We start from the raw sequence: 14950 nt of genomic DNA on the forward strand, positions 1-14950 counted from the left end.
GGATAACAATATGCCTATTATCGAAATATCATCCTTGTCCCATCCCGGAGTAGAGATATTCAGTACCCTTACCGAAGCTCAGTTGCGTAATCGCCTCGAGCCTGAAAAGGGGTTGTTTATAGCGGAAAGTCCCAAAGTCATTAAAGTGGCTTTGGATGCAGGCTATGAACCTTTAGCAATTTTGTGTGAGCAAAAACATATCACGGGGGATGCTGCGAATATCATTGAACGCTGTGGTGATATACCCGTCTATACAGGTGACAGAGAACTGCTTGCTACGCTGACCGGATACGTTTTGACACGTGGTGTACTTTGTGCCATGCGTCTTCCGGTTCTGCGAAGTATGGAGGAAGTATGCCGGAGAGCCAGGCGCATCGTGATCATAGACGGGGTGGTGGATACTACCAATATCGGTGCCATCTTCCGTTCGGCGGCCGCTCTCGGAATAGATGCGGTATTGCTTACGCGCAACTCTTGTAGTCCATTAAACCGACGTGCGATCCGGGTGTCTATGGGGGCGGTCTTCCTTGTACCATGGACTTGGCTGGATGGTCCTCTCAGTGATCTGGCTCGGTGGGGCTTCCGTACGGTTGCCATGGCGCTTACGGATAATTCTATTTCCATCGATGATCCTGTGCTGACAACCGAACCCAAGTTGGCTATTGTGATGGGTACCGAGGGAGACGGGCTCTCGCATGAGAGGATTGCCGAAGCGGACTATGTCGTTCGCATCCCTATGTCACATGGGGTCGATTCGCTCAATGTGGCTGCTGCGTCTGCCATCGCTTTCTGGCAACTTCGTGCTGAGAAAGAGTATTAGTGAATACAAAGAGTAATGTATAATGTAGAAGAACAGAAATGAAAGATAACGAGTAAGGCAGCCTCATAAGGCTGCCTTACTTTATAAATTGTAATAAGGAATATATTAATTCCCTCTGTATGTAGAATACCCGTTGGCTGACATAGTAATGGGAATATGATAATGCTTTTTGCCTTCAATTCTAAATATAACTTCGACAAACGGATAGATTGATTTTAAGCCTTGTTTCAGGAAATAAGGCTCTGTATAAAATTTAAGCATATATATACCTGTATTATCCTCTATGCTTGGTAAAAAATTGGAGATTCTTCCATTTACATCAGTCTTGCCGATTGCAATCTGTTTCCATTGGCTTGGGGTGGAAGGATTTAATTTATAGAGGGTGATGTCAACTCCTTGTGCCGGTTCTCCTTTACTAATATCAAGTATGTGTGTACTTAGCTGATGGCTTTCTGTTTGGGCATAGATAGAGAAGGGCAGGAGGAATAAAATAATAATTACCGAGAATTTCTTGATTAGTTGCGTCATATCTGTTTTCGTTATTATGATTATATAATTAACAAATAAATTGAATTTATGTTTGGTTTGGATCAAAGATGGATCTCCATACCGACTTACCCTCTTTAACCGATAACCATACCAGATATCCGCCACCAATTTCACAAATGCCGGCAAGTATGAAGACTAAAATAGTTCTTAATATAAGCATATATTCATTTTTTTATTATTGGGTCACAAATATAGTTTAAAAAGAGAAGGATGAAATCAACTGGATTCGATTTACATTCTCAAATTTGCTATGCCGGGAGGGATGCCGCTTGATATCCCGTCAATGAATGTACACTGAATACAGGGCACATCATGACCGGAACATCAATGCGGCAATTAATTTTTAGTCGATTCCCGGCTCTCTCCGGTCTTAATCGTAAAAGGGCTGTTAATTGTTGGTTAATATTTCTACAGCCTGTTTTAACGTGCGATCAATATGGGTATAAGGTGAAAGGGCCATTTCATAAATTTCTTCTTCGGTTAGTGGTTCCATTAGGAAGTCCGGTTTAATCCCGATCCCTTCTATTACAGTATGAGTTGCATCCTGCATTGCAAGTAAAGGCATATAAAACTCTAAGTAATCACCGACTTTACCTCTCAGCCCTCCGTTAAACTGATCCGAATCTCCTAATCCGGCAGTTGCACCGGCACTATAATGTCCTACGACAGTGACATGTTTCCCCTGGCTTTTTAGCATTAGGGTACTGATTTCAGACATACTTGCACTGTTCTTGTCTAAGAGAATAACTACCGGTATTTCTTTTTTTATCCCAATGTCTGTTGGCTTTGTCATGCAGGGTGTCCATGGGGTATAACTGAATGGATTATTGTCTTCTTTGAACCTCTGGTAGCCAAAGATGGCGTCTTTGGTGATAAAGCGATCTGTAAATGTTCTTGCATCAAGAACCATACCGCCACCGTTTCCTCTAAGATCCAGTATTATCTTTTTTATATCCCCGTTTTTGAGGGGTACCAGGAAATTTTTATAGAAATCTATCTTATATTGATTGTTGATAACATTATCTATATCCGAGAGAAAAATTGTATACTCACATGCTAATTGTAAATGCTCGGTCGAGCGTTGTTTAAACCACTTGGTATAATTCGGATTTAGTTTAAACTCTTCCAGACCGCTTAGCTGTAATAGCTCTAAATTTATATTGGGTGCATTCTTTTTGGCTTTGAGTAATGCCTCGACAAAACTCTCGTCTATAGTTTCAGATTGCTTAAAGTTCTCTATTTTTTTTATTGCATCTTGCGCGATCTCGGACATCATAAAAGAGTTAAACTTATCTATATACTCTATAGACTTCTCAATCAGGACACTTTTTACAGCAGGGTCTTTTATTTTCGCTTCAATGGTATCTCTTATCTCTTTTCCTGTTAAATAATACGGGCTTTTATCATCTATAACCAAGTATTCATCACCAAAAGAAACTATATAATCATTACTTATTGTAAACGACTTAAAACCGAAATAGTATATGTCGGGATTGTCTGATAAGAAGCCACCTAACATATCATTTTTATGTCCGAATACTCCTGTGTCAGGTTGTATCTTAGATTTCATATATTCATACTTTAGATCAAAAGGATAAGCATATATCTTGTCTTTACTCTTCATTCCACCATAAAAAATGGTGCTTTTGAAATAACTATGTGACACGGGAAGTGCTATTTTTACATAGAAATGCCGGTCTATGATAGGATCAATGATTTCTGTAAAGTATTCTATTGCTTTGTTACAATCATCTGATATTTCAGCTTTGGTATACTGTTTATCCCTGTTAAACGTTTTTAATTCTTTGAACTTTGGAGTATATTCTTTATATATCGCTTCCCAGTTCAAACTACTCTGTTCGTAAAAATAATTGTATTTCTGGTTCATTGTATTCCAAAACACATCGAACAGGTCAGAATATGATTTTATATCACTTGCTGTATACCGTGTTGGTTCTTTGGTTGATTCTGTAACGTCTTCAACGCAACTTCCAGAAATAAAGAGCACAAGAAATAAAAGAAAGAAGTGACGTAATGTCCAATTATATTTTTTAGTTTTCATAATCTATAGTTTTAGAATTTATAGGCGACGCCCAATGATATTATGTTTGAGATTCTTCTCGATTTACGATTCGAAGAAGTTTTTGCTTTGTATATGTCGGTTAGACCATACTGATAGGTATATGAAGCAAAAACATCGATCTTCTTAAAAGAATAACCGATTTCTCCTGTGCCCTCTATCCCGAACAGGTTTCTTTTCAAGTTATTTTCATTTCGCTTGAAATCATACGTTTCATTCACTTGAGCTCTGATATAGGAACCGTCTTTCTGTAATTGTGCAAAGATCGGGTATTCTCCTTTCCGGTGCATTCTTGTAAAGTATTCATAGTAAACACCGCCTTGAATTTTGAGCCATACACCATTCTCTTTATAAGGGTTATTGAAAATATATAACCCTACATTCAGCGGTACATTCATAAAGTTGTTTTTATACAGTGTATGCGTTCCCGTAATATTATCCGTCTTTTTATATTCATAGTTTCTTTGTATGAATCCCAGACCTGTTCCCACAATAAAGTCTTTAAAGAAGTTATATTCAAGATTTACACCGGTTGCAACCCCTGTTTGGGTATTGTAACGTGTATTGACCAGATTGGAAACGTCGCTACTTAAAATACTCTTGGAGATACCGACATCCAAACTAACTTTTAATTTCTGTGCTTTTACAGATGAAGGAATTGTTATAATTCCTAACAGAATGAAAATTGCTACTTGTTTTTTCATAAAATTAATGTTTAAATTAAACAAAGAACCAAACGGATGTTGTGGTTCGAATAAGTAAATTATGGTGGATTAAATTAGGTATAATACGAACAGGTATCGACTGTGTATTAATGCTGTCACGAGAAACGTGCAACGGAACTGTATCATCAATGGGATTTTATGCTACTCAGATCCATAGCATGCTCAATCATATTCAGGTATCTTATGATTGAAATATCACTTGGCGAATTCTTCTTGTGGAAAGAATTCGCCTACATCTGATTATCTCTATAAACTTTAAATTTCTTCATATATATTCAGGTTTTGATTAAAATAGGTACTTCTATATTTTACAAAACTATTATTCTATGCCGGAAAACAAACACATTTCATTGCTTTTTTTTTAAATTTATATGAAAAATACCACAAATATGTTAGATGATATTGGTAATATTACCTTTCCGGTATCCATCTGACTGATGCTATTTCGTTTTTTTCTCTTCGATTTAAAAGAAATCTCCCGGTTTTCGGAAGGCCAATATGCTCATCAGAAATTCATAATTGTTTCCGCTCTTTTTATCCCATATTTTTGTATCGTAAGCTTGCAGAAATAGTTAAAATGTATAGGCGGGTTTCGAAAAGCCTTTGATAGAGTAGAATAATATTTTTAGGGTTATGAATGAAAAGATGGATACAGCAGGTTTCAACATAGGAAATATTGCGGGTAACGGAAAAGCGGGCAACCTGCTTAATGTGAAAGGTATGAAGAGAGGAAATTGGAGTTATTTCTTTTCACCAATGGTGAGATTTGAGGAGAATGGTCAGAATTTTCTTTTTTCTCATAGTGCTGATGGAAATAAGATTAAGTTGTCATCTCTGACGTCAGAGGGAGAAGGTCAGGTTTTTATCGATGATAAATGGCATTGGTATTATAATTCTCAGGTTCCGTTTGTTGAGAATGGAAAAAATTACATATTCTGTTATAGTAACAGAGGAAATCGGTGGTTTATTTCTGAGTTATCTACTAAATGGGATGGACAGAAAGAAATAAAAAATGGCCAGGGATTCGGCAAAGACTATGATGTTATGATCCCCTTTAATGAAAACGGTAAAAATTATATTTTTGCTCATAGCAGTTCGGATAAGAGTTGGTTTATGACTGAGTTGTCCACTAATTGGGATGGAAAGAACAGGATTAAAGAAGGGCGTTGGGCACGTTTTTACAAGGTTTTGATACCTTTTGTCGAAAATGGACGTAGTTATTTGTTTGCGCATAGTGCACAAGACAATCGATGGTTTGTTTCTGAGTTATCTACAAAATGGAACGGTCAATCAGAATTGAGATGTGGCAATTGGGCACGCTATTACCCAAGTGTGACTGCATTTGTGCATTTGGGCAAACCTATTGCATATTTCCACAGCGAGAAAGATAGACGTTGGTTTATGTGGGAACTTTCTACAGATAGAAAAACAGACAAAGATTTAAATAATGGAAATCTTGATTCGTTTTATGATACGGTTACTTCGTTCAAAGAGAATCAAGCATGTTATATACTTGCACAAAGCAGCAAAACCAAGGAGTTCTTTATTTGTCCGGTACTTTAGTTGATGTGCTTTAAATGTTATGGGCGGGTTCTGAAAAGTGATCACAGGGTAGGAAGAAATATCCGAGGTAGTATGGAAATATGTTACTTGAATAGTAAATCGGTACCTCTGGCACCCAAAGTGGCTATCTCCAAATATTGTGTAAACGGAAAACTACGCGATTCTTCTCGTTGTTTCTCTTATAATCGTGTAAGGCTCCGGATCGAAAGATTCGGAGCTTATTGTGTATTTATTCCCCAAAGTGTGTGTCTATTCCCCATTTATTTCCCAATCTTTTTTTTATTATATTGAATGTAACTTGCTGTTTTATAGTTGCTTTGTGGCCTGTTAGTATTCTGGCATGTCCTTTGTCTTTTATTTAGTATAAGAGTTAGTTTTAATTATTCACACTAAAAAATTACGATTATGAAAAAGGTATTAGTAGCATTAGCAATGATTATGGGATTAGGCACTTCAGTAGCATTTGCCGGCGTATCGGGTGACACTTTAGCAGTAGAACAAACTCTGCAAACTCCTCAGGACGAATTTACAAAAGTTGCCGCAAAGGAACTTCCTACTCCTGTCATCAATGCATTGGCCAAAGATTATGAAGGTGCTTCTATAAAGGAGGCTTTCGTTTCGGAAAGAGAAGACGGTAAGGTATATAAAGTGATTGTGACTGTAACCAAGGAAGATCAATCTACAGAAGATATCACTGTTCTTTTGAATGAAAAAGGTGAGATTGTGAAGGAATAGTTAGCTTTTCAACTTAATTTCTACTTTTATGGCCCTGGTTCTTAGGAATCGGGGCTTTCTCATTTAAGAGAAATCCTCTTGCATCCGAAAGGTTATTTTCCTTATCAGAAATTTATAATTGCTTCCAACCTTCCTATTGCATACTTTTGTATCGTAAGCTTACACTAACTTTAATTAAAAAAACAGGAATATTATGGCTATTTTAAATTCAAACAATGCAGATGTTCTATGTACTGCCATTGCAGTGGGGTTTATTCACCAATCAATTGTTGAAAGAAAACCACAAAGGACGCAGCTTATATATGAACAAAAATCGTTAGTTCAAGAAAGTAAAACGATGACTGTGCAAGAAAAAGAGAGGATCGCTATAGAAAATGCAAAAATTAGTGATAAAAATGCGAAAACCGTTCAAGAGCATAAGGAAATCCAAAAACTATTGGCTAATGTGGGGTGTAATGTAGATATAAAAGAAGCACTTCCGTCATCTCACTTGCCTTTTGTTGGGGCTAAACATGGTGGAATGACGGTAGAAGAGTTTAGTCAATGGGCAAAAGACTTTGAGGTTGTTGTAGATCAATTACAAAAAGCTGCCCAAAATCCTCTTCGTGGAGCATATATAGGAGGGCTATATAAGATAGTAGAGAAAACTATATCTTTTATAGGAGCTTCAAAATTAGAAATCTATTCTCCCCATTATAGAGAAATTGACACTTACGAACAAGAAAAAATTAGTACTGCTTACAAAGATGCGGCTAAAACTACTAATCAATCTTTAGAGTGCATAAAAAAAGTAAGTGAACAATTTAAGTCATTAAGGCACTACATCCCTACAGGATATTTAAGTGGCGAAAAAACTCCAGATACTGTTACTAAAGAACTCTTAGAATCTTTAGACATTTTAGATGGAAAGTTTTTATTCAAAAGTAATCATGGGATGACTCAGGCTATAATGCAATTTGGAAATACTATGGATAAAAGGCAGGAGATGTGTGTTGAGTTTGCTTTGAGTTCCGGAACTTCTAAGATTGGTTCGTGCATTCCGTGTAGTATTTTTATGGAAGCTTCAGGTATGCCTGCTACTGCTACTCATTTGGGGTGTGGAGATAACTGGAGTATCCCGAATTTAGAGGAGCAACGGGGGCATATGTTGGTCAGACAGTGGCAAGAATACGTAAATAGCTGCTATAATAAAGGGTGTGAACTATTAAGACCTAAATATAGTACATTATTGGCAACATTGGATACAATTACCCCTGGAATTTTACCAGATGTATTCCTTGAAGCTCTGACATACGAAAAACCATTTATAGAGAGAATGATGAATACGCTCAGACTCAAACAAGTGTAGATGTCTCTTATTAGAATTATAAGGTATAAATAGAAAGGGCTTCTAAATCCTCCTCTGAGGTAGAAGCCCTTCAACACAAAAACTAAACTAGACTTAACTAAACTATTCTATTCTTGGAAGTTTCACAACTTCCGTTCTGTTTGTTACAAAGATAGAGATTTTTTTGTTTATATATAAATAATAATCGACAAATGCTCACATTTTACCGATAAATCAGCTGCAAATCCTTTCAACTTCGTTCGTCAAGGAAAGCTTGGAAAGCTTGTTTGTAGCTATCGCTGACGGGGATGTAGGTCTTATCGAATACGATGCGGCCGCGGTCGATGATGCGTATTTTGTCCTTTTGGACAATGAAAGAGCGGTGTACACGCATAAAGCGGGTGGGAGGGAGCAGCTCTTCCATGGACTTCATACTCATAAGTGATAGGATGGGCTTGGGAGCATCTTCGGTATAGATTTTGATATAGTCCTTTAGGCCTTCTATGTACAATATCTTTTTGAGCTCTACCTGTACCAGTTTGTAGTCGCTCTTCACGAAAATACTGTCTATTTCCTCGGGTTTCTGAACGAGTTCGAACCACTGCAATGCCTTGTTGGCCGCCTGCAGGAAGTCGACATACGAGATGGGCTTGAGCAGGTAGTCCAGTGCGTTGACCCGGTATCCGTCGATGGCGTATTGACCGAAGGCGGTGGTAAAGACAATACGGGTACGGGCATCTACCATTTTAGAGAATTCCAGGCCGTTAAGCTCCGGCATCTGGATATCCAAAAACAGCAGGTCAATCTGATGTCCCGGAAGTTCTTTCATGGCTTGTACAGCGCTGGAATACTTTCCTGCCAGTTCAAGGAAAGGGGTTTTGTTGACGTAACTCTCCAGCAGGCTGAGTGCCAGAGGCTCGTCGTCTACTATGGCGCAATGTAGTTTCACGGCTGTGGATGATTAAATATTAATAATTTCGATATATATTCTTTGCCATCTTCAGAGATGGCTTTGTCCCATCGGTAGCGTCCGGGGTAAGACAGTTCGAGGCGCTTGCTCACCTGTTCGAGGCCGATGCCCGATCCGCTTTTATCCATATTGGTTTTGGGATGGCAGCTGTTGCGTATTTCACACCGGATCTCTTCTTTATTCTCAGAGATAAGGATGTGGATGAAGCTCGGTTCGGTAGGGGAGATGCCGTGTTTAAAGGCGTTCTCAATAAGGGAGATGAAGATCAGCGGGGCGATCTTCGTCTGGCTGTCCGGTTGTATGTCGAGTTGCGTAATGACCTCTACGTTTCCAGAGAGGCGGATACGCATTAGTTCGATGTAGTTGCGGATAAAGTCGACCTCTTTGCAGAGGGGGACGTAGTTCTGCTGGTTGTCATAAAGCACATAGCGGAGCAGCTTGCTGAGCTCCTGTACAGCCTGCTGCGCTTTGTCGCTGTCGAAGGCAATCAGTGCGTAGATGTTGTTCAGCGTATTGAGCAGGAAGTGCGGGTTGAGCTGATTGCGCAGGTTTTTCAGTTCGGCTTCGGTGCGGCTTTTTTCCGCTTCGCGGCGGGCGGCTTCGGCTTCTCCCCAGCGGGCGCTCATGCGGATGGCGGCACTCAGGCCGATGGTGAAGATAAGGCTCAGGATGTCCCGTACAAAGAAGATCCATCCGGGAGGCATGTGAGGTTTCTTTATGGGGGGTACCGGGGCATTCAGGCTTTGCCAGATGTGCAGCAGGAGGCCGATTATGCAGACCAGCAGGATGTTATAGATGATGTACTTGTTCTTCTGTTCCCGGAACAAGAGGAAGGGGACCAGCAGGAAGTAGTTCAGATAGAATACGGTGACAAAGGAGATGGGTACGGCAGAGTGGCGCAGATAGGCACTCCAATTGATGCTGTTTCCCGCACGATCGATAAAGAAGAAAGGGAAACCAAACACGATCCCCCAGCTGATAATATGTATCAGTATTTCCAGAGGGCGGCGGGCTGATGTCAGAGACTGTTTCATGGGGACAAAGATACTAATTTTAGTTTACGTTTGGGACGTTTTGAACGATGAACGATAAACGGGGATCACCACAGAGGACACAGAGTTTACTATATATATAATGTATAAAGAATATATAATAGGCAATGAAAGCAATCAGCATCATAGGCTTTACTGATAGAATATCGGGCTTTCGTCGTTCTTTATACTTTTTTTTACTTTACGTTCTCAGTGTCCTCTGTGATAGATTACTCGTATCGGATTGCCTCGATCGGGTCGAGGTCGGCTGCTTTCTTGGCCGGATACCATCCGAAGAAGACCCCGGTGACGGTGCACACAGCAAACGACAGGAATACACTCCAGGGCTGGATGAAGATGGGCCAATGGGCAACGCTTTTCACGAGCCAGCTGGCACCACACCCGATGATTACTCCGATAAGGCCGCCGGTGATACTGATCAGGATGGCTTCTATCAGGAATTGGCTCAGGATGTCGATTCCCCGTGCACCGACTGACATGCGCAGGCCGATTTCCCGGGTACGTTCGGTGACGCTGACGTACATGATGTTCATGATTCCGATTCCGCCTACCACAAGCGAGATGCCGGCGATGCAGGCAAGCAGGGTGGTCATCAGGTCGGTGGTGGAGTTGAGCATGCTGCTCAGTTCCTGCTGGCTGCGGATGGTGAAGTCATCATCGTCCCCTTCCTTGAGTTTATGATTGCGGCGGAGGAGTTCTGTGATTTCTTCCGTGGCATTGTCCGTCATATCCTCGGTGAGGGCAGAAGCGTAAATGCCTTGCAGATAGGTCTGTGCCAGCAGGCGCTTCATCACGGTGGTGTAGGGGGCCAGTACGATGTCATCCTGGTCCATACCCATGGAGTTGTAGCCTTTGGACTTCAGTACGCCCACTACGCGGAACGGGATTTTATTGAACCGGACAATGCGTCCCACGGGGTCTTCTCCACCGGGGAAAAGATTGTCTACAATGGTTTTTCCTATCACGCACACCTTGGCGCTGGACTGGATATCGGCTTCGCTGAACATCTCGCCGTTGTCGACCGAGAGCTGGCGTATCTCCAGATAGTCCGTACCCACGCCACTGACGGATGACGGATAGTTATTGTTACCGGCTATCAGTTGACCGGAGCTGGAAACATTCGGGCTGACGGCAGCTAAAAAACTGGTTTCGTCCCGCAATGATTCGTAGTCGGTCAGTTTCAGTGTCTGCATGGCACTGGGGTCCTGACGGACTCCTCCGCGCATATCTGCTCCCGGATGGATCATGATCATATTGGAGCCCATTTCGGAGATTTGTGCCTGAATGCTTTTCTTTGATCCCTGTCCGATGGCGAGCATGGTGATGACAGATGCCACACCGATAATGATTCCAAGCATCGTAAGGAATGCGCGCAGCTTGTTGTTGTTCAGGGCACGCAGGGCTATTTTAAATAAATTGGTTCCATTCATAATGGTAAGGTTTTTGAGTATTATTCACCACAGAGGACACAGAGTTTTAATATTTTGTTTATCAGGATGTTTAAGAGAAATATATTCTCTGTGTCCTCTGTGTCCTCTGTGGTGAATCGTATTCGTTTCTAAACTGTATTATTCTTCCTGCACAGGCAGTGCGGCCAGTGCCTCGGCTGCCGAAAGAATGTTCGGGTTGACACTATCATCCTTGACCTGCCCATCGCGCAGCACAATGTTGCGGCTGCTGTATTGGGCTATTTCCGGGTTGTGCGTCACAAAGATGATGGTACGCCCCTCGGCATGCAGTTTCTGAAACAGCACCAGAATCTCGAAAGAGGTGCGTGTATCGAGGTTACCCGTCGCTTCATCCGCGAGGATGACTGCCGGATTGTTGACCAACGCGCGGGCGATGGCTACACGCTGCATTTGTCCGCCGGACATTTGGTTGGATTTATGTTCCAACCGGTCGCCCAACCCTACCGCGCGGAGGGCTTCGATGGCCCGCCGGCGCCGTTCGGAGGCGCTGACTCCCGAGTTGTACATCAGCGGGAGCTCCACATTCTCCACGGCGGTCGTCTTCGGCAGCAGGTTGTAGCTCTGAAAGACAAAGCCTATCTTGCGGTTGCGCAATACGGCGCGTTGCGGCTTGCTCATGGTACGCACCGAGATACCGTCCAGCAGATATTCTCCACTGGTGGGTGTGTCGAGGCAACCCAACGTGTTTAGCAACGTCGACTTTCCCGAACCGGAAGTACCCATGATGGTGACAAACTCCCCTTCGGTGATGGTGAACGAAACTCCGCGCAGCGCATGTACCGTTTCGTCTCCCACCCGGAAGTTGCGTTTGATGTTCTGAAGTTCGATGACTGTTTTGCTCATACTTATTTTCCTTTCTTCTTACTGCCCGGGTGGCTTGGCATGAACGGGCTTTGCTCTCCGCCACCGTCCGGTCCGGCTTCGGGTGCTACGTTTCCACCGGGCATGCTTCCGATGGTTGCTTCGGTCACTACTACCATTCCTTCGGAGGCTCCTCCGGTGATTTCGGTATTGATACCGTTGGTGATACCTGTCTGTACGGGATGTGCCGTGAATGTATTTCCTTCACGTGTCCACAGTTTATGTTCGCCCTCACAGTCTTTTACCACATCCTTGTCGCTTACCAGCGGCTTTTCCGGGGTGAAGCGCAGTGCGCGTGCGGGCACGGAGAGCACGTCTTTGCGGTCCAGGGTATAAATGGTGACATTGGCTGTCAGGCGGGGTTTCAACTTCAAGTCCGGATTGTGGGCGGAGATCACTACTTCGTAAGTGACTACAGTGGTCGACGTACTGCTCGTGCTGGTGCTGCTTGCGTCTCCCAGTCGGATTTGCGTGACCGTTCCTTCGAATACGTCGTTCGGGTAGGCATCTACGGTGAATGTAGCCCGTTGTCCTTCTTCCACACCGCCTATGTCGGCTTCATCCACATCGGCCACAACCTGCATCTGAGTCAGGTCGGCGGCAATGGTGAATAGGGTCGGTGTTTCAAATCCCGAAGCTACGGTCTGTCCTTCTTCCACATCGCGGCTGATGACCACGCCGTCGATCGGTGAAGTGATGGTGGCATACGACAGGTTGCGTTCCGCTTTGGCCAACGAAGCCTGGCTGCTCTCGAACGAGCTTTTTGCCTTTTCATAGTTGTAGAGCGACTGCTCGTAGTCGGTATCGCTGATCAGCGCCTTTTCGTGCAGTCCCCGGCTGCGTTCATAGTTCTTCTTCTGATATTCGTATTCCGCTTTCGCTCCATTGTAAGTGGCGCGTTGTGAAGCAAGTTCACTCTGCAACGTCACGCGGTCCATCTCGGCAATCAACTGTCCTTTGGTCACTGCCGCATTATAGTCCACATAGATTTTGTCGATGATTCCGGATACCTGTGTACCGACTTCCACTTCCGTTACCGGTTCGATGGTTCCTGTGGCGGTCACCGATTCGGATATCTCGCCTTTGCTCACGGTCGCCGTGGTATAGGTCACTTTGTGCTTGGTCGTCGGGCTTCCGAAGAGCCAAAGCCCTCCGCCTGCCAGTACGACGATGCCTGCGGCGATAAGGATGATCTTTTTCTTATTCATATCGTTTATACGTATTAAATGTTTTTGTTCTCTGCGGTGAGTCCTGTCAACTCGTCTCCCTGATAGAACTTCAGCAGTTGAGTGTTTAGAATGGCCATATATTTGGACTGTAGCAACTCCTGCTGTGCTTGCAGCAGATTGTTCTTCTCCGTAAGCAGTTCTACCGTATTCTTCATGCCGGCATTAAACTGTTCGCTGATCAGTTCATAGCTGGTCTGCGTGCTGCGCAACTTTTCTACAGCTGCCGCATAGCGTTGTTGTGCGCTGTTGGCATCGAGCCACAACCCTTCGATGGTCTTATACAGCGTTTTCTGTTCATCGAGCAGCGTCAGTTGGCTGGTCTGATACTGAAGTTTGGCCTTTTCTACGGCGCTTTTCGTCTGCCGGTTGTTGAAGATAGGTACGCTGATGCTGAGTCCGATGGAGTTATTCCATCCGTTTTTCACCTGTTCCCCGAAGGTGAAGTCGCTTCCGCTCGTATGGTTTGTCCCTATTCCGGCTGTCAGGCTGACGCTGGGCAGATATCCCGACCGGGCTATTCCGATGCCCAGTTCCGAAGCCTCCACACTGAGTTTGCTTGCCTCGATCTCCGGCCGTAGGGCCACGGCAGCCTGAAACACGTCTGCTTTGGTGGGCAGGGGCGACAGTACATTTTCGTCACCCAGCACAGGCAGATATATCTGCATCTCCTGTTCGCCGTCCAGTTCGAGCAGTTGTTTCAGTTGCAGTTTATAATCCTGAAGCGTGGCCTGTGCCGTGACCAGTTGATAGCGGTCGGTGCTGACTTGTGCTTCCAGTTGGGCATAGTCGCTCCGGGCGATGCTTCCCGCATCCAGCAGTTGCTTGCCGCGGTCCCGCTGGGCTTCGGATACTTGCAGGGTGTTTTCGTTCACCTTCACCGACTCGGCCGCATACAGTATTTGTATGTAGGTCTGGGCGATGGACTGCCGGATGTCATTCTCCGAAGTAGCCACGTCGAGGTCCGCCACCCGGTTGTTGAGTTTTTCCTGCTCGATGGTCTTCAGGCGTTTGCTGCCGTTGTATACGGTCCATTGTGCATTCAGCCCGTAGTTTCCGTTGTAGGTTGTCTTGTTGCTGCTCTTCAGCACTTCCGATCCGCTGATGATGCTGCTCGACTCTTGATAGGGGCGGTTCACCAGATTCTGGCTGCTGGAGAATGAAAGGCTGGGGAAGAGGGCCGCTTTGGCTGTCTTCACGTCCACCTGTGTGCTTTGTGCGTTGATTCTGTTGCGACGGATGCTGATGTTTTGCTGCAAAGCATAATCGATGCAGCTTTGCAGGTCCCACCGGGCAGGTATTGCCACCGAGTCGCTGGCCTGCATTTGCCCGGAGGTTCCGGTTTGTTGCGCCCACAATCCGCCTTCGGGCAGGGTGGCTGCCAGGCAGAGGGCTATCAGGGTGATTCTTTTTACGTTTGTCATACGCTTGGTTCTTTGATTTTACTGAAACAAAGGTACAGCGTATAAGAAAGAGGCGCAAAAGCGATAGACGGGAGCGGAGGTTTTAACGATAAAAGATGAACTATAATCGATGAATGAAGTTTACCACGGAGTGACACAGAGTTCCACAG

The 14950-nt window shown here is 43.8% G+C and carries 14 protein-coding genes; 4 read left to right on the forward strand and 10 right to left on the reverse strand.

Annotated features, from left to right (window positions below):
• The first annotated feature begins 10 nt into the window (after positions 1–10).
• Complete coding sequence (locus tag R3O62_RS13210) at positions 11–820, forward strand: TrmH family RNA methyltransferase (RefSeq protein WP_005819728.1); 810 nt, start codon at positions 11–13, stop codon at positions 818–820.
• A gap of 105 nt (positions 821–925) precedes the next feature.
• Here the strand turns inward: R3O62_RS13210 and uraH are convergent, their stop codons facing one another.
• From uraH to R3O62_RS13230, 4 genes are all read right to left on the reverse strand, one after another.
• Positions 926–1348 (reverse strand): hydroxyisourate hydrolase, encoded by a 423-nt coding sequence (uraH, locus tag R3O62_RS13215; protein ID WP_032541214.1) that lies wholly within the window; start codon positions 1346–1348, stop codon positions 926–928.
• A gap of 46 nt (positions 1349–1394) precedes the next feature.
• Positions 1395–1529: a hypothetical protein gene (locus R3O62_RS13220; protein ID WP_005819730.1), complete on the reverse strand. Its 135-nt coding sequence runs from the start codon at positions 1527–1529 to the stop codon at positions 1395–1397.
• Positions 1530–1757: 228 nt separating this feature from the next.
• Positions 1758–3431 carry a S41 family peptidase gene (locus R3O62_RS13225; protein ID WP_022012969.1) on the reverse strand — a complete coding sequence of 558 codons (1674 nt, stop codon included), beginning with the start codon at positions 3429–3431 and terminating at the stop codon, positions 1758–1760.
• 11 nt (positions 3432–3442) lie between these two features.
• Complete coding sequence (locus R3O62_RS13230; RefSeq protein WP_050503203.1) at positions 3443–4177, reverse strand: outer membrane beta-barrel protein; 735 nt, start codon at positions 4175–4177, stop codon at positions 3443–3445.
• A 630-nt stretch (positions 4178–4807) separates the two neighbouring features.
• On the opposite strand from R3O62_RS13230, the gene R3O62_RS13235 reads away from it, so the two are divergent.
• The 3 genes from R3O62_RS13235 to R3O62_RS13245 all read left to right on the forward strand — a co-directional run bounded on the left by R3O62_RS13235 (position 4808) and on the right by R3O62_RS13245 (position 7820).
• On the forward strand, positions 4808–5737 hold the full coding sequence (locus R3O62_RS13235) for a hypothetical protein (protein WP_022012967.1): 930 nt from the start codon (positions 4808–4810) through the stop codon (positions 5735–5737).
• Positions 5738–6142: 405 nt separating this feature from the next.
• The gene (locus tag R3O62_RS13240) at positions 6143–6472 is read left to right on the forward strand and encodes a hypothetical protein (RefSeq protein WP_005776668.1); all 330 of its coding nucleotides are present in this window, start codon (positions 6143–6145) and stop codon (positions 6470–6472) included.
• A 193-nt stretch (positions 6473–6665) separates the two neighbouring features.
• A complete protein-coding gene (locus R3O62_RS13245) occupies positions 6666–7820 on the forward strand; it encodes a hypothetical protein (RefSeq protein ID WP_022012965.1) in 1155 nt (384 codons plus the stop codon).
• A gap of 229 nt (positions 7821–8049) precedes the next feature.
• Here R3O62_RS13245 and R3O62_RS13250 read toward each other — a convergent pair whose 3' ends face one another.
• From R3O62_RS13250 to R3O62_RS13275, 6 genes are all read right to left on the reverse strand, one after another.
• Positions 8050–8748 carry a LytR/AlgR family response regulator transcription factor gene (locus R3O62_RS13250; protein ID WP_005776671.1) on the reverse strand — a complete coding sequence of 233 codons (699 nt, stop codon included), beginning with the start codon at positions 8746–8748 and terminating at the stop codon, positions 8050–8052.
• Entirely contained in the window at positions 8745–9803 is a 1059-nt protein-coding gene (locus R3O62_RS13255) for a sensor histidine kinase (RefSeq protein ID WP_005776672.1), read from the reverse strand. Before R3O62_RS13255 ends, R3O62_RS13250 begins: the two co-directional genes overlap by 4 nt.
• A 227-nt stretch (positions 9804–10030) precedes the next feature.
• Entirely contained in the window at positions 10031–11251 is a 1221-nt protein-coding gene (locus tag R3O62_RS13260) for an ABC transporter permease (protein WP_005776673.1), read from the reverse strand.
• Positions 11252–11389: 138 nt separating this feature from the next.
• Positions 11390–12133: an ABC transporter ATP-binding protein gene (locus tag R3O62_RS13265; protein WP_005776674.1), complete on the reverse strand. Its 744-nt coding sequence runs from the start codon at positions 12131–12133 to the stop codon at positions 11390–11392.
• A 2-nt stretch (positions 12134–12135) separates the two neighbouring features.
• Entirely contained in the window at positions 12136–13359 is a 1224-nt protein-coding gene (locus tag R3O62_RS13270) for an efflux RND transporter periplasmic adaptor subunit (protein WP_317472861.1), read from the reverse strand.
• Positions 13360–13373: 14 nt separating this feature from the next.
• Positions 13374–14801 (reverse strand): TolC family protein, encoded by a 1428-nt coding sequence (locus R3O62_RS13275; RefSeq protein ID WP_005808797.1) that lies wholly within the window; start codon positions 14799–14801, stop codon positions 13374–13376.
• Between the last annotated feature and the right edge of the window lie 149 nt (positions 14802–14950).

The sequence above is a fragment of the Bacteroides hominis genome, assembly GCF_033042785.2.
GTDB lineage: Bacteria > Bacteroidota > Bacteroidia > Bacteroidales > Bacteroidaceae > Bacteroides > Bacteroides hominis.

Coding starts and splice junctions, on each gene's coding strand:
- R3O62_RS13240 (WP_005776668.1), top strand. CDS start 6,143: ATGAAAAAGGTATTAGTAGCATTAGCAATGATTATGGGATTAGGCACT.
- R3O62_RS13245 (WP_022012965.1), top strand. CDS start 6,666: ATGGCTATTTTAAATTCAAACAATGCAGATGTTCTATGTACTGCCATT.
- R3O62_RS13235 (WP_022012967.1), top strand. CDS start 4,808: ATGAATGAAAAGATGGATACAGCAGGTTTCAACATAGGAAATATTGCG.
- R3O62_RS13265 (WP_005776674.1), bottom strand. CDS start 12,133: ATGAGCAAAACAGTCATCGAACTTCAGAACATCAAACGCAACTTCCGG.
- R3O62_RS13270 (WP_317472861.1), bottom strand. CDS start 13,359: ATGAATAAGAAAAAGATCATCCTTATCGCCGCAGGCATCGTCGTACTG.
- uraH (WP_032541214.1), bottom strand. CDS start 1,348: ATGACGCAACTAATCAAGAAATTCTCGGTAATTATTATTTTATTCCTC.
- R3O62_RS13225 (WP_022012969.1), bottom strand. CDS start 3,431: ATGAAAACTAAAAAATATAATTGGACATTACGTCACTTCTTTCTTTTA.
- R3O62_RS13210 (WP_005819728.1), top strand. CDS start 11: ATGCCTATTATCGAAATATCATCCTTGTCCCATCCCGGAGTAGAGATA.
- R3O62_RS13220 (WP_005819730.1), bottom strand. CDS start 1,529: ATGCTTATATTAAGAACTATTTTAGTCTTCATACTTGCCGGCATTTGT.
- R3O62_RS13275 (WP_005808797.1), bottom strand. CDS start 14,801: ATGACAAACGTAAAAAGAATCACCCTGATAGCCCTCTGCCTGGCAGCC.
- R3O62_RS13255 (WP_005776672.1), bottom strand. CDS start 9,803: ATGAAACAGTCTCTGACATCAGCCCGCCGCCCTCTGGAAATACTGATA.
- R3O62_RS13260 (WP_005776673.1), bottom strand. CDS start 11,251: ATGAATGGAACCAATTTATTTAAAATAGCCCTGCGTGCCCTGAACAAC.